Source organism: Pedobacter antarcticus (assembly GCF_900112985.1).
Lineage (GTDB): Bacteria > Bacteroidota > Bacteroidia > Sphingobacteriales > Sphingobacteriaceae > Pedobacter > Pedobacter antarcticus.
In genome coordinates, this window is record NZ_FONS01000001.1 from 247,147 (window position 1) to 264,342 (window position 17,196).

Annotated in this window: 12 protein-coding genes and 1 riboswitch; of the genes, 5 read left to right on the forward strand and 7 right to left on the reverse strand. The window is 40.4% G+C overall.

All coding sequences use genetic code 11. The features are described from left to right. The 4 genes from mutS to BM192_RS01155 all read right to left on the reverse strand — a co-directional run bounded on the left by mutS (nt 1) and on the right by BM192_RS01155 (nt 5,360). A complete protein-coding gene (mutS, locus tag BM192_RS01140; protein WP_037443933.1) occupies nt 1-2,610 on the reverse strand; it encodes a DNA mismatch repair protein MutS in 2,610 nt (869 codons plus the stop codon). Between the two features lie 90 nt (nt 2,611-2,700). Beyond that, nucleotides 2,701-3,426 carry a menaquinone biosynthetic enzyme MqnA/MqnD family protein gene (locus BM192_RS01145; RefSeq protein ID WP_037443935.1) on the reverse strand — a complete coding sequence of 242 codons (726 nt, stop codon included), beginning with the start codon at nt 3,424-3,426 and terminating at the stop codon, nt 2,701-2,703. A 63-nt stretch (nt 3,427-3,489) separates the two neighbouring features. Next, nucleotides 3,490-4,686, reverse strand: coding sequence for an aminofutalosine synthase MqnE (gene mqnE / locus BM192_RS01150; RefSeq protein WP_037443937.1), 1,197 nt, complete (start codon nt 4,684-4,686; stop codon nt 3,490-3,492). 179 nt (nt 4,687-4,865) lie between these two features. After that, nucleotides 4,866-5,360, reverse strand: a complete 495-nt coding sequence (locus tag BM192_RS01155) for a lipocalin family protein (RefSeq protein WP_037443939.1) — start codon at nt 5,358-5,360, stop codon at nt 4,866-4,868. A gap of 65 nt (nt 5,361-5,425) precedes the next feature. On the opposite strand from BM192_RS01155, the gene BM192_RS01160 reads away from it, so the two are divergent. The 4 genes from BM192_RS01160 to BM192_RS01175 all read left to right on the forward strand — a co-directional run bounded on the left by BM192_RS01160 (nt 5,426) and on the right by BM192_RS01175 (nt 10,646). Further along, the gene (locus BM192_RS01160; RefSeq protein WP_037443941.1) at nt 5,426-6,541 is read left to right on the forward strand and encodes a trans-sulfuration enzyme family protein; all 1,116 of its coding nucleotides are present in this window, start codon (nt 5,426-5,428) and stop codon (nt 6,539-6,541) included. Nucleotides 6,542-6,682: 141 nt separating this feature from the next. Then, a riboswitch (SAM riboswitch) is annotated at nt 6,683-6,795 on the forward strand. Between the two features lie 221 nt (nt 6,796-7,016). Next, complete coding sequence (locus tag BM192_RS01165) at nt 7,017-8,321, forward strand: O-acetylhomoserine aminocarboxypropyltransferase/cysteine synthase family protein (protein ID WP_037443944.1); 1,305 nt, start codon at nt 7,017-7,019, stop codon at nt 8,319-8,321. 24 nt (nt 8,322-8,345) lie between these two features. Further along, nucleotides 8,346-9,404, forward strand: coding sequence for a homoserine O-acetyltransferase family protein (locus BM192_RS01170; RefSeq protein ID WP_037443946.1), 1,059 nt, complete (start codon nt 8,346-8,348; stop codon nt 9,402-9,404). After that, a complete protein-coding gene (locus BM192_RS01175; protein WP_037443947.1) occupies nt 9,405-10,646 on the forward strand; it encodes a homoserine dehydrogenase in 1,242 nt (413 codons plus the stop codon). It begins immediately after the preceding gene. Between the two features lie 56 nt (nt 10,647-10,702). Here BM192_RS01175 and BM192_RS01180 read toward each other — a convergent pair whose 3' ends face one another. The 3 genes from BM192_RS01180 to BM192_RS01190 are packed head-to-tail and all read right to left on the reverse strand — an operon-like array spanning nt 10,703 to nt 16,013. After that, nucleotides 10,703-12,055, reverse strand: a complete 1,353-nt coding sequence (locus BM192_RS01180) for a dihydrolipoamide acetyltransferase family protein (RefSeq protein WP_037443950.1) — start codon at nt 12,053-12,055, stop codon at nt 10,703-10,705. A 52-nt stretch (nt 12,056-12,107) separates the two neighbouring features. Then, the gene (locus tag BM192_RS01185) at nt 12,108-13,361 is read right to left on the reverse strand and encodes a competence/damage-inducible protein A (protein ID WP_037443952.1); all 1,254 of its coding nucleotides are present in this window, start codon (nt 13,359-13,361) and stop codon (nt 12,108-12,110) included. A gap of 6 nt (nt 13,362-13,367) precedes the next feature. Then, nucleotides 13,368-16,013 carry a putative LPS assembly protein LptD gene (locus tag BM192_RS01190; protein WP_234797481.1) on the reverse strand — a complete coding sequence of 882 codons (2,646 nt, stop codon included), beginning with the start codon at nt 16,011-16,013 and terminating at the stop codon, nt 13,368-13,370. Nucleotides 16,014-16,347: 334 nt separating this feature from the next. Here BM192_RS01190 and BM192_RS01195 point away from each other — a divergent pair, with 334 nt between their 5' ends. Then, the gene (locus tag BM192_RS01195; RefSeq protein ID WP_037443954.1) at nt 16,348-17,190 is read left to right on the forward strand and encodes an N-acetylmuramoyl-L-alanine amidase family protein; all 843 of its coding nucleotides are present in this window, start codon (nt 16,348-16,350) and stop codon (nt 17,188-17,190) included. Nucleotides 17,191-17,196: the final 6 nt, after the last annotated feature.

A 17,196-nucleotide genomic window follows, 5' to 3' on the forward strand; every position in this document is an offset into this window, starting at 1 on the left:
TTATTGTTTGATCAACCTTTGAATTTCATCCAATTTCAATAATGCTTCCACCGGAGTGAGAACATTTACATCCATATTATTCAACATATCTCTGATTTGTACCAGAACCGGATCATCCACAGCAAACATATGGAGCTGATAAGCCTGGTTCTGTACTTTTTTGAAGCTATCTTTAATACTTTGTCCTTCAGTTCTGTCAATTTCCAGTTTCTTAAGGATTTCGTTAGCTCTGTTTAGTAGTTTAGGTGGCATACCGGCAAGCTTTGCCACATGAATACCAAAACTATGTTCACTACCGCCCGGAACCAGCTTACGCAGAAAAATTACTTTACCGGCCATCTCTTTCACGGACACGTTGTAGTTTCTGATCCTGTTCATCGTTGCAGCCAGTTCATTCAGTTCATGATAATGGGTTGCAAAGAGTGTTTTGGGTCTTGCTGAGGGGTGAGTATGCAGAAATTCTGCAATAGCCCAGGCAATGGATATTCCGTCGTATGTACTCGTTCCTCTGCCAATTTCGTCGAGTAGAATCAGGCTCCTGTCTGAAATATTATTTAGAATACTCGCCGTCTCATTCATCTCTACCATGAATGTACTTTCTCCAGCTGATAAATTGTCAGATGCACCTACGCGCGTAAATATCTTATCCACCAGACCGATAGCAGCAGATTTTGCAGGGACGAAACAACCCATCTGCGCCATGAGCACGATAAGACCTGTCTGACGAAGGATCGCAGATTTACCAGACATATTTGGCCCGGTTATAATTATAATCTGTTGGGTATCATTATCAAGGAATACGTCGTTGGTAATATATTCCTCCCCTATTTTCAGTCTTTTTTCGATAACAGGATGTCTTCCGCCTTTAATATCCAGCGCTCTGGAGTTATCTAATATTGGCTTGACATAGTGATTTTGTAAACTTAGCTGCGCAAAACATAACAGGACGTCCAGTTGCGCAATTAAGTTTGCATTTTGCTGTATTGGTCTGATATAGCTTGCAACCTGCAACATTAAAGCTTCATATAATCTAACTTCAATCTGCTGAATCTTATCTTCGGCACCAAGGATTTGTTCTTCGTATTCCTTCAGCTCCGGCGTAATATATCGTTCGGCATTAACCAGGGTTTGTTTTCGTGTCCAGTCAGAAGGAACCTTATCCTTATGGGTATGGGTTACTTCCAGATAATAGCCGAAGACATTGTTAAACGAAATTTTCAGCGAAGGTATGCCAGTACTAGCTGCCTCTCTCTTTTGGATTTCGACAAGAAAATCTTTACCCCCTGTAGAAATTGCCCGTAGTCTGTCTAATTCCTGATCCACCCCATCTGCAATGACATTACCTTTCACCAGAAGAGCGGGTGGTTCCTGTTGCAGCTCAATTTCCAACTTCTCGCGAATGCTCAGACATGGATCGAGCTGTGAAGCAAGTTGCATCAGATACGGGTTATTGGTTTCGAGCGCTTTTTCTTTGATAAGCTCAATCTGATATAATGACTTTTTTAATTGACAAAGTTCTCTGGGACCGCAACGGAGCAAGCCAACCTTTGAAATTAAACGTTCCAGATCCCCTATCAGCTTTACAGGAGCAAGCAGGTCTTCCAGCAAGGTATCCTGTTCAATCAGGTATTCAACCATCCCCAGACGTTCCTGAATAGGCTTCAATTCTTTAAGCGGCATAACAATCCACTTATGCAGCATTCTAGCACCCATTGGAGTCGAAGTCTGATCCAGCACATTAAATAATGTCACTGCATTTTCGTTTGCCGAACTAACCAGCTCCAGATTTCTGATAGTGAATCTGTCCAGCCATAAATATCGGTCTTCTTCTATCCGGGAAATAGAGGTTATATGTTTAAGATTTCTGTGCTCAGTCTCATTTAGATAATGTAGCACAATTCCGGAGGCAACTAAACCTATAACCAGTTTTTCAACACCAAAACCTTTCAGCGAGGTAACTTCGAAATGCTTAGTTAATACTTCATCGGCATAATCGGATGTAAAAGCCCAGTCTTCCAGTGCATACGTGTAGAATCTGTCGCCGAAGAGCTCAAAAAATTCCTGGCGTTTACTTTTCTGAAAGATAACTTCAGTCGGCTTAAACCCCTGTAATAGTTTATCAATGTATTCTGCATTTCCCTGTGCAACATGAAACTCTCCTGTAGAGATGTCCAGGAAAGAAATCCCAATTGCATTTTTATCAATGAAGATCGCTGCAAGGTAATTATTAGACTTTTGACTAAGGATATTATCACTATATGCGACGCCGGGAGTAACCAATTCGGTTACGCCGCGCTTAACGATAGTTTTGGTAGTTTTTGGATCTTCCAGCTGATCGCAGATCGCAACCCGCTGACCAGCCCTGACTAACTTAGAAAGATAATTGTCCAGGGAGTGGTGAGGGAAACCGGCAAGCTCTATATAGGCTGCAGATCCATTTGCACGCCTGGTTAATACAATCCCTAAAATCTGGGAGGTTTTAATAGCATCTTCTCCGAATGTCTCATAAAAATCTCCTACTCTGAACAATAATAATGCACCCGGGTATTTTGCTTTGATCGCATTATACTGCTGCATTAACGGTGTCTCTTTCGTTTTATCTTTAGCCAAAATGTTATATAAAATTACAAAGCTGTAAATATACTATCTAGGGATTAGCTTTGTGCTTTTTTTTGCAATTTCAAGCTAATCTGATACGAATTATAAAGCAGCAATATAATTAAGGAAGAGTTGCAGAGCCTCTCTCTTGGCGGCAGTAAGCTCAAAGTCAAGTTTGTGCATCAGATAATCTTCCATATCGAAACCAGAAACTTCAGGCAGGCCTTTTATAACTTCCTTTCTCGAATCCAGGCCTTTTTTTAAAGCCCGATTGAAAGCAGCTATAAATTCAGCATCTATTTTTTTATTGGCGACCCATGCAGCATAAACAAAAGGAAGACCGGTAAACGTCATCCATTCTTCACCCATATCATAAACATAGGGATACTTATCTTTCTGGCCGAATGTGCGGTCTCCGATCAGTACAATAGCATCAGTAACCGCATCTGGTTCAGTTGTGAAGGATACGTCTTTTTTGAAATGAAATTTAAGCAGTACCCTGGATAAATTGTTAGAAGTTCTGGAATGTGCATCCAAACGTAAAGTACGAATATCTTCTACTGGTAAATGACTAAAAATAAACACAGAGTTGACTGCACCAACCGAGCCGATACAATAATCTGAAATAATATGCGGATCGGCAATTAATGGAATCGCCGCTACAGGGATCAGTCCGATATCTACGGTACCATCAATTACTTTAGCAGCACAATCAGTTGGAATATCAAGGCTCAGGTCAATCTCTTGTAAGATTGGGGAATGTTCAATTCCGTAAATGAAGGGTTTAGTATTAGTATAGGAAACAGCTGAAATACGTATCTTATTCAATGTTATATGCTTATAATGGCTATAACCTTTTGGGGTTATAAACTCATGTTTTGAATTTTTATCCTAGGAATTAATTACCGGAAGTTTATAGAACTGAGGTTTAACATCTTCCTCAAATTCCACATTTGTATAATCGGTAACAACATTATAAAGCGTATCCCTTTCAATCGGTTCACGTTTAACCTGTTTAATGAGATTAACAAGCTCTCTGGTACTCATACCAGGATGCTGCTCTTCTGCCCCGGCCATCGAATAAATCTTAGTCGTATCATCCAAGGTGCCATCAATGTCATCAACGCCAAAATTTAGAGATAATTGAGCTGTTTCTCTACTAATCATCGCCCAATAGGCCTTAATGTGATCAAAATTATCCATATAAATCCTCGCAATTGCGTAGTTACGAAGGTCTTCTATAACTGAAACCTCGGGCACATGATCCATCTGATTATTCTGATTACGGAATTTCAACGGAATAAATGCCTGAAAACCACCTGTTTTATCCTGTAGTTGTCTCAAACGCTCCATATGATCTACTCTGTGCCAGTACTCTTCTATATGGCCATAAAGCATCGTCGCATTTGTACGCATTCCAATCTTGTGAGCTTGTTCATGGATATCCAGCCACTGCTCTGCGTTACATTTATCGTGTGCAATCTTCTCTCGCACCTCGGGATGGAAGATTTCTGCACCACCACCCGGCATAGAGTCCAGTCCAGCATCCTGCATATACTTCATACCATCATAGTGGCTGAGTTTCGCTTTTTTAAAGATATAATAATACTCCACGGGAGTTAATGCCTTAATGTGAAGGTCGGGACGGTGTGCCTTAGACCTGCGGAAAAATTCGGCATAAAAGTCGAGGTTCTGCTTTGGAACGACGCCACCGGTAATGTGTACTTCAGTTACAGGTTCATTATCATATTTTTTCAACGCGTCGATCATGGCGTCGACACTCATTTCCCAGCCTTCTTCTTTGTTCTTAATTAAACGTGAATAGGAACAGAAGTTACAACTGTATACACAAACATTTGTCGGTTCTATATGAAAATTACGGTTAAAGAAAGTACGGTTACCATGTCTTTTCTCTCTGATATAATTAGCCAGTACACCCAAATAACCTAGTTCCGCATACTTATAAAGATATACTCCGTCATCAAAGGAAATTCTCTCTTCGCGCTCTACTTTCTCTGCGATGGCCAATAGTTCTGGAGACAGATCTTTATCGGAAATCAGGAAAGCGAGTTTTTGTGTCGTGTCCATTTATTATCAATTATAAAGTCAAAAGTAAGATAAAAACATCAGAAGATGGTTCCAGAGGCTGTTTTGGCTGTCAGTTTTGTGTCATAGCTATACCATAACAACGCTTTCGAAAAATCAGGACATGAAAAAGGCCGATCATGATGTGATGATCAGCCTTTGAAAATTGCGTTTATAGCGTGTTATTTCGCTGCTTTAGTGTAGTTCAAAACAATATATGCAGAAGAACTACCGTATTCAACAGGTGACTTCAAAGTCAGGTTATTGTCGTCGGCGTGTGAAAGGATAAGTCTGTAACCTTCTGTTACATTTTTCGCTTTATCACCTTCATTCAGTTTTTTAAACTGGAAAGTCTCGTCAGTAGTACTCACAGACCAGAAAATGTCCTGAGTTCTGCTCGGGCAATCAGTAGTTCCAGGCAGCATATAAGAACCATTTCCACTGTTTGTCAATCTCCAGGTACTACCTATAAAACATTTATAAGATGCTTCATTAAACAGTGATTTCACATTCGCTGCCGGTACTCCCTCAAACGTAATATCATTTAATACCCAGTTTCCAGTCACATTTCCTCTTTTCAGGCTAGCACCTGCGGAAGCATTTTTTGTGGATGAACAACTCTGTAAAACCATCAATGAACTGCATAAAATGGCTGCTATTACTAATATTCTTTTCATATACTTGTGTTTTTGAAAGTCAACTTACACAAACCCTGCCAAAAACCCTATTTAACAGAAATTCTATGCATAACAAAACTACAGCCATCCACGGAGGAAATATAACACCAAGTGCAACCGGAGATGTGACTCCTGCAATTAGTTTATCTACAACTTTTTACAGAGACGAAAACGGCGGATACCCGGGCGGACACATGTATAGCCGTGTCAGCAATCCGAACCGTACTGCTTTAGAGACAATACTGGCAAAACTGGAGAAAGGAACAGAAGCCTGTGCATTTTCATCAGGTAATACCGCTGGAATGGCAGCGTTCCAGGCTTTAGCGCCAGGAAGCCATATTATTGCCCCCGACGATATGTACTGGGGTTTTAAAAAACAACTACTGTCTATTTTCGAAGGGATCCTGGAGATTGATTTTATAGATCTGACTAAGCCTGAACTCGTCTCCCCAGCGATCAAATCAAATACGGTGATGATCTGGACAGAAACACCCTCTAATCCACTCCTTAAAATCACTGATCTCACGGCCATTTCTAAGATCGCAAAGTCGCATCAACTGATTCTGGCCTGTGATAACACTTTCGCCTCTCCATGTTTCCAAAATCCAATTTTTCAGGGAGCAGATCTGGTAATGCATTCTACTACCAAATATATAGGCGGCCACAGTGATGTACTCGGCGGTGTCCTGATTACAGCTGGTCCTTCTGCTTATTGGGACAAGATCAGGAATATTCAGCAGATTGGCGGTGCAGTTCCTTCCCCTTTCGACTGCTTTCTGTTACTGAGAAGTTTAAAAACTCTTCATTACCGGATGAAAGGTCATGCTGAAAACGCATTACTTTTTGCTCAGTATCTGGAAGCGCACCCGTTAATTGAAAAAGTGTATTACCCTGGTTTACCTTCACACCCACAATATGAAGTCGCTGTTAAACAAATGACAGGCTTTTCCGGAATGCTGTCTGTGTTGGTTAAGGGCGATGGAGAAAATGCTAAAAAAGTAGTTAATAAAGTTCATCTGTTCGCTCAAGCTACCAGTCTTGGCGGTGTAGAAAGTTTAATTGAGCATCGGGCCTCAGTAGAGGGTCCTGACACAAAAACGCCACAGAATTTAATTCGGATATCTATTGGACTTGAAGATGTAAACGATCTGATTGCCGATTTCGAGCAGGCTTTACGCTAAAAATGAGTTTAAAACTCAACAATAAACTATTGCAAATGAGTGTTTTGTGAGTAATTCAAAATTTAATTTTGGATATTAATCACAGAACACTACATTTGTAACCATAAAGCGAGAGCTTTTCAAGTCAGCCTGCACAGGTTTGATTTATAAAGAAGTGGCGAGAGACAGGCTCCTAGACCCACTGGCAACCCTCCCAAATGGAGAAGGTGCCAATTCCTGACCAGACAGCATATTGCTGATTGGAAAGATAAATTTAGACAAATGAAAATTACAATGCCTCTAGCGCGAATGCGCAAAACTTCTTTAAATATTATTAAGCTTGCTTACGTACACAATTATATGTGTTGTTGCGCTGAATAATAAATACTAATTCCGACCATTTTTCCCGGAAAGCCTCTGAATGAGGTTCTGATAAGCATGCTTTGCTGTATAAATCACCCTACACTTCATTTTACAACCTTAAAAACCCAAATATATGTCAGCCAACTATAAATTTGAAACCTTACAGATCCACGCAGGACAAGAAATCGATCCAACGACAGGGTCAAGAGCAGTCCCTATCTACCAAACTACTTCTTATGGTTTTAAAAGTGCCGAGCATGGTGCAAATCTATTTGCGCTAAAAGAATTCGGTAATATATATACCAGACTGATGAATCCGACAACGGATGTATTTGAAAAAAGAATTGCCGCATTGGAAGGTGGAGTTGCCGCATTGGCAGTCTCTTCAGGTCAGGCAGCTCAATTTATTGCATTGAGTAATTTTCTGCAGGCTGGTGACAATTTCGTCTCTTCGCCTCATTTATATGGTGGAACCTACAATCAATTTAAAGTCGCCTTTAAAAGACTGGGTATCGATGCAAAATTTGCAGCCACTGATCAGGTTGAGGATTTTGAAGCTCAAATAGATAATAATACAAAAGGAATTTACCTGGAAAGTATTGGGAACCCTTCATTCAGTATACCTGATTTTGAAAAATTAGCATTACTGGCGCAAAAATACGACATCCCATTAGTCGTCGACAATACTTTTGGTGCTGCAGGCTATTTGTTTAAACCTTTAGAACATGGTGCTCATATCGTCGTACAATCCGCTACTAAATGGATCGGCGGACACGGTACAAGTGTTGGCGGAGTGATCGTTGATGGCGGTAATTACAACTGGGGAAATGGAAAGTTCGAACAATTCAGTAAGCCTTCTCCAGGATATCACGGACTAGTTTTCAGTGACGTATTCGGTGTGAATAGTGAACTGGGAAATATTCAGTTTATTATCCGGGCGAGAGTTGAAGGCTTAAGAGACTTTGGTCCGTCACAGTCTCCTTTTAACTCTTTTCTTTTGATTCAAGGATTGGAAACACTTTCACTTCGTGTTCAAAGACATGTAGATAATGCGTTGGCCTTGGCTAACTGGCTGGAAAACCACGAAGCGGTCAAAAAAGTATATTATCCCGGACTGGAAAGCAGCCCATATCACCTCAATGCTAAGAAATACCTTAAAAACGGGTTCGGTGCTGTATTATCTTTCGAACTGGAAGGCGATAAAGACCAGACGATTAACTTCGTAAACTCTTTAGAATTAGTTAGCCATCTGGCAAATGTGGGTGATGCAAAAACATTAATTATCCAACCGTCTGCCACTACACATCAGCAACTTAATGAGGAGGAGCAACTGGCTGCCGGGATCACTCCACAATTACTGCGTGTGTCTGTCGGAATTGAACACATCGACGATATCAAAGCAGACTTTGAACAAGCTTTCGAAAAAATAAAATTATAGTATCCATTGCAAGAACAAGCCTATATGTCATCTAACCATATTTTCAATTACCATAAGCTTTTTAAACTCGAGAACGGAAAAAAGGTACGAGGTTTACAGATTGCCTATCATACATATGGTAAATTAAATGCCGATAAATCAAATGTAATATGGGCTTGTCATGCACTAACCGCAAATGCAGATGTTCTGGACTGGTGGAAAGGTCTTTTCGGCGAAAACTCATTATTTAATCCGGAAGAACATTTTATTATCTGTGCAAATGTATTGGGTTCGCATTATGGGACTACCAATCCGCTGAGTACAAATCCGGTCACTGGTCTGCCCTATTACCTTTCCTTCCCGGAATTTGGTATAAGGGACATCGTTAAAGCACACCAGTTGCTCGCCGATGATCTTGGCATCCGTAAACTTAAGGTATTAATTGGTGGTTCACTCGGTGGGCAGCAGGCAATGGAATGGGCAGTAAGCAATCCTGATTTTACTGAAAACCTGATACTTATTGCGACGAATGCTTTCCATTCCCCATGGGGAATAGCTTTCAATGAAAGTCAGCGCCTGGCGATCACTACAGACCGCACATTTTATGCCCAGAGCCCTAATGGCGGTTTAAAAGGTCTTAAAGCAGCCAGAAGCATTGCCTTACTTTCCTATCGTACTTACGACGCTTATGTTGCGACACAAGTGGAGAGTGTAAACGAGAAGACGGACGGCTTTCGGGCATCATCTTATCAGAATTATCAGGGTGAGAAGCTGTGTAAACGTTTCAATGCTTACAGCTACTGGTATCTGACCAAGGCTATGGACAGTCATAATGTTGGCCGGGGCAGAAAAAGCGTTGCAGAAGCACTGCAGCAAATTAAAGCCGATACCCTGGTAATTGGAATACCTAATGATTTGTTGTTTCCACTTTGTGAACAGGAGTATCTCGCAAACCATATCCCTCATGCCAAATTCCAGAAACTTCTATCTGCTTATGGGCATGATGGCTTTCTGATTGAAACCGACGAACTAACTAATATCATAGGCAATTTCCTAAAGGAAAATGCAAAAAATAAAATTGTTAAACTTCATAAAACAGCATAGATGAGCACGAAACTAAAAATAGGAATTTTTGGATTTGGTGTCGTTGGCCAGGGATTACATGATATTATCCGTGGACAAGACCTGAACCTGGAAATTATTAAAATCGCTATAAAGAACCCAAATAAGAAGAGATCACTGGATAGTAGTCTTTTTACGACCGATCATGATGAAATACTAGATAATCCGGATATCAATACCATCGTCGAATTAATTGATGATGCAGATGCTGCTTTCAAGATTGTTAAAAAGGCACTGAGCACTGGTAAACATGTAGTGTCGGCGAACAAAAAAATGATCGCTAACCATTTGGAAGAACTTGTTAAATTACAGGAATTACACGGAACCTCACTACTTTATGAAGGCGCAGTTTGCGGAAGTATTCCTATCATTCGTAATCTGGAGGAATATTATGATAACGAACTCCTTCACGGAATAAGCGGAATTTTCAATGGATCATCCAACTATATTCTCTCCAAAATATTCAATGAGAATATGCCCTATGATGTTGCATTAAAACAAGCTCAGGATTTAGGATTCGCCGAAACCGATCCAATTATGGACGTTGGCGGATACGATCCTAAATTTAAACTTGCTATTGCAACTGCGCATGCATACGGTCTGTTTATTGACCCGGATAAAATACTGAACGTTGGTATCCAGAATTTATCGGAGCAGGATATTCAGTATGCAAGGGAAAAGAACTTTAAAATAAAGTTGGTTCCGACTGCAAGAAAGATCAGCACGAAGCAGGTGATTACCTACGTACTTCCCAAATTTGTTAAGTCTGATGATTTCCTTTACAACGTGGAAAATGAATATAACGGAGTAACTGTTCAGGCAGCTTTCGCAGACAAGCAATTTTTCTTCGGGAAGGGAGCTGGCGGTCACCCTACCGGTGCGGCAGTGTTGTCAGACATAGCAGCATTAAGATATGGATACAAGTATGAATACAAAAAATTCCACCAGCATAACGGCCTTATCCATACCGATCAGGTGAATATTGAGGTTTATCTGCGCTATACCCATGAGTACACCGTAGAGAAGCTGAAAATTGAAAATATTCTGGAACGTTTTGTCAGAAATGACTATAAATACGTAATTGGAAGCGTGAGCTTAAAGTCACTCCTTGCCAACCGGGATCTGTTACAACAAAAAGATGTATTTATTGCTCATACCGGCAGGTATACTTATACAGATCAGCAGATCCAGGTAATTGCCGGAGAAGAAGTTAGTTATAACTAATATTTTGTGTGTTTTGATACAAGCAGGCCGGGTTAACCGGCCTGCTTTGTTTTTTATTAGATTTCGCGATTAATATCCCAGTTCTCGAGATAGTCCGCCACCCGGCGTACAAAAGTACCACCAAGAGCTCCATTAACAACCCTATGATCGTAGGATAGCGAAAGATACATCATGTGTCTGATTGCAATAACATCTCCGTATTCAGTTTCTAAAACTGCAGGTTTTTTCTTAATTGCCCCTACTGCAAGTATAGCCACTTGTGGCTGATTGATAATAGGTGTCCCCATCACATTACCAAACGACCCGACGTTAGTTAAAGTAAACGTACCGTTTTGAGTTTCATCTGGTTTAAGCTTAGATGCTCTTGCGCGAACTGCAAGGTCGTTAACAGATTTGGTCAACCCTACAAGATTCAGCTGGTCTGCATTTTTAATTACAGGTACAATCAGATTGCCACTAGGTAGTGCTGCTGCCATCCCAATATTGATATCCCTTTTTTTGATGATTTTGGTACCATTTACAGATACATTGATCATCGGAAAATCTTTGATAGCCTTAGTAACCGCCTCAATAAAAATTGGTGTAAACGTTATTTTTTCGTTTTCTCTCTTCTCAAAATTCTTTTTAACCTTATCACGCCATAGAACCATATTGGTTACATCTGCTTCCACAAATGACGTCACATGAGCTGAGGTTTGCTTACTCATTACCATATGGTCTGAAATGAGCTTACCCATACGATCCATCTCTATGATCTCATCGGCACCTGAGACACTTACACCTGCAGGATTAGATATTACCGGAGCAGCGCTAACCGGCGCTTCCTTTGAGTTTGGCGTGCCTGCTTGTTTATTTTCAGCAGCAGCTTCCTTAACTACCGCTGCCGCAGGGCGGCTCTGCTGAATATAACTTAACAAGTCATCTTTTGTCAGGCGGCCATCTGCACCGCTGCCATTAATGTTTTCCAGCTCTGCTGTGCTTATATTTTCCTGGCTGGCGATACTCCTGACTAAAGGAGAATAGAAACGATCGGAATCAGACTTTACCGGCTCTTCTGTATCCGGTTTAACTTCTAATTGCGTAGTGCCTGGAATTTCAGTCAGAATATTTTCTTCGATATCGTCTTCAACTGGCTCATCTACATTCTTTATTTCCTCTGCATTTTCACCATCGGTTTCTATATACGCGATAACTGCACCTACCTGCACGACGTCGTCTTCCTGATACAATTGTTTTATCAGTTTACCCGCTACCGGAGAGGGTACTTCTGAATCTACCTTATCGGTGGCTATTTCTAAAAGGGTATCATCCAAACTGATCATATCACCTGGTTGTTTCAACCATTTGATAACAGTTGCTTCCGCAACACTTTCGCCCATTTTGGGTAATAATAATTCGTATTGTGCCATTTAGTTTATAGTAAATTTGGTTTTTCCAATCAGCTGCAAAAGTAAGTCTTTTTTAGACTAATTCTTCATCTTCTTTCAGGAGATTCACAATCATGGTCAATGCAGCGGCAGCTGAACGCTCTATATTCTGTGCTCTTTTATTGCTAAAATGATGCAGTTTCGCAACCACGCGATTCCGGTTAGCTACTGCTACCCAAACTGTTCCTACAGGTTTTCCGGGAGTCTCCCCACCGGGGCCCGCGATTCCACTTACTGCAACACTATAATCAGTTTTAAAATGTTTCAACGCGCCCAAAGCCATCTCTTTTACTGTTTCTTCACTAACTGCACCGTAAGCTTCAAGCGTCTGCGGTTTAACCCCTAAAACAGATTCTTTAAGCTCATAAGAATACACGACAGCACCACCCGCAAAAACACTTGAGCAGCCAGGGTGTCTAGTGATCAGATGTGATAAATAACCACCCGTGCAACTCTCGGCAGCAGATAATGTCAACCCCTTCTGATCCATAATATTGAGCATAACCTTTTCCAGATCAATATCATCATCGCTCACAACATAAGCTCCTAACCGATCGGTAATCAGATTGGCATACAGATTTACGTTTTGCTGGAGCTGCTGCTCATCCTTACCAGAACTACTTAAACGTAACCTTACTTGTCCTAATTTAGGCAGGTAGGCCAATTTTATAGTTTCAGGCAAGCTATCTTCTATATCTTCGATACGCTGAGCTAAAAATGATTCACCCAGACCGGCAGTGAGAATAGTCTTATGGTAGATGAAAGGCAGTTCAAATCTTTGCTTTATTCTGGGGATGATCTCTTCGTCCATTAAGTACATCATTTCAAAAGGAACACCAGGCATAGACACGAAGATCTTTCCGTTTCTTTCAAACCACATACAAGGTGCGGTTCCGTTTAAATTCGGTACTACGGTACAACCATCCGGAACATCGGCTTGTCTGATATTAGCCTCTAACATCGGTCGGCCATTCTTACTGAATATTTCTGTAACATGCTTCAGCACAGCGGGATCATTCCTCATCCCCATACCAAAATACTTGGCAAGTGTGAATTTCGTGATATCGTCTTTTGTCGGCCCGAGTCCGCCGGTCATTAAAATCAGGTCGGCCCGGTTTTCGGTTAATGCCAGTGCATCAAGGATATGTGATTCATCATCCGAGACAGAGGTGATCTGTTTAACTTTTATTCCAGCCTGATTTAAAGCTTTCGCCATCCAGGCGGAGTTTGTGTCAACTATCTGACCGATAAGAATTTCATCACCAATGGTTATAATTTCAGCTAACATATGTAATTAAAAACGCGTATAGTACGCTTGTTGTTTACTTAGTTTAAGATCCTGCAATACCGATGCTTTAACACGTATTGTTAAGCTGTAACTTCTGTACGGCCCGATCGGGATCCAGTTAATATTCATATCCCAGCAATGCAGATCTCTGTAAATTGCGAAAGATGTAGGTGACAGACCTTTATTTTTAAAATCCACCCCTGAAGTAAATACCACTTTCCATTTAGGTGTAACGCTAAAATCACCATTAAAGTTCAAGGTATTTGTACTTGTTGGAGATAATCCATTAGCCAACTTTGAATAATAATAACTATAAGTGAACGTGAAATTCCAGGGAATCTTAAAGTCGACAAATGCATTTGGATCACTGCTGATCTGGGCAAGTTCCGCTGCCTGCTCCGGCGTCATTCCTGTTTTTTGCTTTTGCTCAGTGAGGTTATCCAGGTTTTCATTTCTTTTTTTGAAGGCTTCTGCATTAAGACTGTAACCGAAAGATAAACCAAAGTTCACCAGCCGTGGTACCGTAATCCTGTCCACCACCTGCCTGGTTTGAACTCCGTTTGCGTCCTGAACACCCCTTCCACTGGCATCACGAATATCTTCCACTGCATATGGATTCAGTGTACCTGTATAGGTAACGCCAAATTTATCAGTGAACTGTGATCTTCCGTTGAAGTTCAGGTTGGACAATTTAAACTCAGGTGCCAGAAAGTTGTAAGACCCATTAATACTCAAACCCTGAATAATAGGTATTTTCTTTGTTCCCGTTCCGGTTGTATCTTTGGAAGAAAACACTTTAGCTTCCAGGGTATTTTCCAATCCGAAGTTAATACTCGCATTCTCACCCTGAGAAGGTCCGCCGTATAAAGTTCCCGCATGAATTGAATATAGTCTGTTTTTATTCGTAACCGGATCAATTACATTTGTTCCATCTTGATAAAGCAGTGGCTTATAATAACCATATTTAGTAGCAGCAAAATCGGGACGGTAGCTAAAACTGGTGGAGGGTGTTGTTACCAATCGTAAAGCTTTTAATTTTCCTTTATTAAACTGCAGTGTATTATAAACTTTTGTTGACAAACCCATATTAAAGCTATATTCCCCAGAACGGTTAAAGCCGTTTACAGTATCCATAACAATCTGATCAGGACCAATTACCCCGTTATTCAGAATGCCCCTGATTGCTTTTTGTCTGGTCGACATAAAATGCCATTTTTCGACATAGGTACCTCCAGCGTTAAAAACAAAATATTTCAGCGCTGTAAAGTTGATACTAATCGGCACAGTCTGCTGGATACCGTTTCGAAACTGGGTCAGGGACTCCTTTCTGAATAAAAGACTATCTGGTGAAGTGATGGAGTTAGCAGAGACCATATTATAGCCCATCGTGACCTTTTGGTACCACTTCTGCTCTCCCACATTATTTTTTGAATTAAAAGGGCTGAAAGATTGCACAGAAAGAGACATATCCGGTAAGGTTACATCTACAGTTTTACTTTGTGTATTCTGATTACTACGTGCAGCTGCCGCAAAAGTAATTTTGCCATCGGCCATTGTCTTACCATAGCTAATACTGGATGAAAGTTGATTCTCTGTAATAGCTTGAAAATTAAAGGAGTTTCCGCCTGCTGTGTTTAAATTGTATGCACTCGTTTTGATGTTTACACTGGAAGAAAATGTAGTTCCCGGATTTGCGGCGGCATTTTGGGAGTGTACCCATTGTATGCTGTAATCTTTCTTAGGTTCATATTGTGGTGTTCCTTCCAAACCATAACGGTTGCTCCCGTAATCTAACTTAAGATTACCGTTATATTTATACCTTTTCACATAGTTTGAAGTAACAGATGCGCCATAAGATCCTCTTGTAAAATAAGTTCCAAGAATTTTAGCGTCCCAATAATCATTGAGGTTCATATAGTAACCACCATCTCTAAGAAAGAATCCTCTGGTAAAGTCATCTCCAAATGAGGGCATGATGATACCCGAATTACGTTTGTTCGGTTTGGGGAAAAATGCGAAAGGCAGGCCGAGTGGTAAAGGAATGTCTTCTATCTTCAAATATACCGGACCTGTTATAATCTGCTTATCGGTAACGATCCCTTTAGTAATATAAATCCCGAAATGCGGATGCGGTAGATTACAGGTACTGTATGTCACACCCTTAATATGGATTTCATTATCCGGTTGCCGCTTACTTTGGCCGCCGGAGAAGAAGCCCCCCTCCTGTTCGGTGAACGTATTAAATACTGTACCCTTACCTGATTTAGTATTGTAGAAAAGCGAATCTGCACTTGAAGACCCTTGCTGATCCATTTTGAAAATTGGCTTGCCCAGATATTTTCCATTGGCAGCCTTCCTTCCGCTCGCAAATACGGTATTGTCTTTGGAATTATAAGTAATATAATCTGCGTCCAGTTCAAATGAACCGTAAATAACGCGGGCTTTACCATATAAATAGATAATGCTTTTGTCCTTACTATATTTAGTTGAATCCTGTGCAGAATATTCGATTTTTGAAACTTCTTCTGCCTTGCCGGGTTGTCTGGGCTGTACAGGTTTTAAAGTATCTGTTCCAACAGTGTCTTGTTGCTGAACAACCGGTGTCTGGAATTTGTAGTTATAAGCATAGCTTGCCTCACTGGTAATAACCATAAGCAATAGACTAAGCAAGAAGACGGATCTGTGTAAAAGTTTCAAATTATAAGCGGAATATAACTTCAAATTGTTGTTTAAGCCAAAACGTCCAAAATTAATGAAAAATATAGCATAGAATCATGTAAATGAGTGTTTGTCCGTTAATTATTGTTAAAGACCTAATATAACACTGATTTACAATCGATTAACACATTACCCAGATTGCATTTTTAACATTTCAAAATTTCATCAGTCGTCGTTGAATTTTACGTTTTTGCCCTCGTTTATGGGCTAAAAAATTTATTATACTATCTTTGCGGTCTAATTTCACACCTTTAAACCAAGTTATTTGATGATATTCAAAAGAAATATATTTCTGCTGCCGCTCTTGTTCCTTTTTTGTACACTCAGCTCCTTTGCACAGGGATATAAAGTAAAAAGAATAGTGATTGACGCTGGTCATGGCGGCAATAAACCGGGTGCTTCAGGCAGTTTCTCCAAAGAAAAGAATGTAGCCCTGCAGGTTGCCTTAAAACTTGGGCGAAAATTTCAACGGGATATGCCTGGTGTCCAAATTATTTATACACGTAAAACGGATATAGATGTTTCTTTATACAGGCGTGCCGAAATAGCTAACAATGCGAAAGCCGATCTATTCATTTCTATCCATTGCAATTCTATGCCCGATAGAAGAGTAGTAACAGGGCATACCGTGCGAAAAGGTAAAAGGATTCCCAGATATGGTTATGTCAAGAATAAAGTAACAAGGGGAACTGAGACTTTTGTTGCCGGTAGTCACCGGCTTAATGAGCAGGATCTAGCTATTAGAGAGAATGCTGATGCTGCCCTGGAAAAGGATTATAAAAAGAATTATAATGGTTATGATCCTAAAGATCCCGAAACATTTATTATCTTATCTTTGTTTAAAAATCTATACAGGGACAAAAGTCTTAGATTGGCCCGGTTAATGCAAAACAATTATACCAAGAAGAATAAAAGACTGAACAGAGGAGTAAAAGAACAAGGTATTTTGGTCCTGCAGAGATGCGGTATGCCAGCTGTTCTTACTGAAATTGGGTTTATATCCCACCCTTCTGAAGAAAGTTATATGAATTCTGCCAGCGGACAGAATGAAATTGTAAGTGCAATTTTTGATTCCGTGAAGACCTATAAAAAAGAAACAGAAGTAAAATAAGTAAAC

Coding starts and splice junctions, on each gene's coding strand:
- BM192_RS01190 (WP_234797481.1), bottom strand. CDS start 16,013: ATGGTTATTACCAGTGAGGCAAGCTATGCTTATAACTACAAATTCCAG.
- BM192_RS01155 (WP_037443939.1), bottom strand. CDS start 5,360: ATGAAAAGAATATTAGTAATAGCAGCCATTTTATGCAGTTCATTGATG.
- BM192_RS01160 (WP_037443941.1), top strand. CDS start 5,426: ATGCATAACAAAACTACAGCCATCCACGGAGGAAATATAACACCAAGT.
- BM192_RS01170 (WP_037443946.1), top strand. CDS start 8,346: ATGTCATCTAACCATATTTTCAATTACCATAAGCTTTTTAAACTCGAG.
- BM192_RS01180 (WP_037443950.1), bottom strand. CDS start 12,055: ATGGCACAATACGAATTATTATTACCCAAAATGGGCGAAAGTGTTGCG.
- mqnE (WP_037443937.1), bottom strand. CDS start 4,686: ATGGACACGACACAAAAACTCGCTTTCCTGATTTCCGATAAAGATCTG.
- BM192_RS01185 (WP_037443952.1), bottom strand. CDS start 13,361: ATGTTAGCTGAAATTATAACCATTGGTGATGAAATTCTTATCGGTCAG.
- BM192_RS01175 (WP_037443947.1), top strand. CDS start 9,405: ATGAGCACGAAACTAAAAATAGGAATTTTTGGATTTGGTGTCGTTGGC.
- BM192_RS01165 (WP_037443944.1), top strand. CDS start 7,017: ATGTCAGCCAACTATAAATTTGAAACCTTACAGATCCACGCAGGACAA.
- BM192_RS01195 (WP_037443954.1), top strand. CDS start 16,348: ATGATATTCAAAAGAAATATATTTCTGCTGCCGCTCTTGTTCCTTTTT.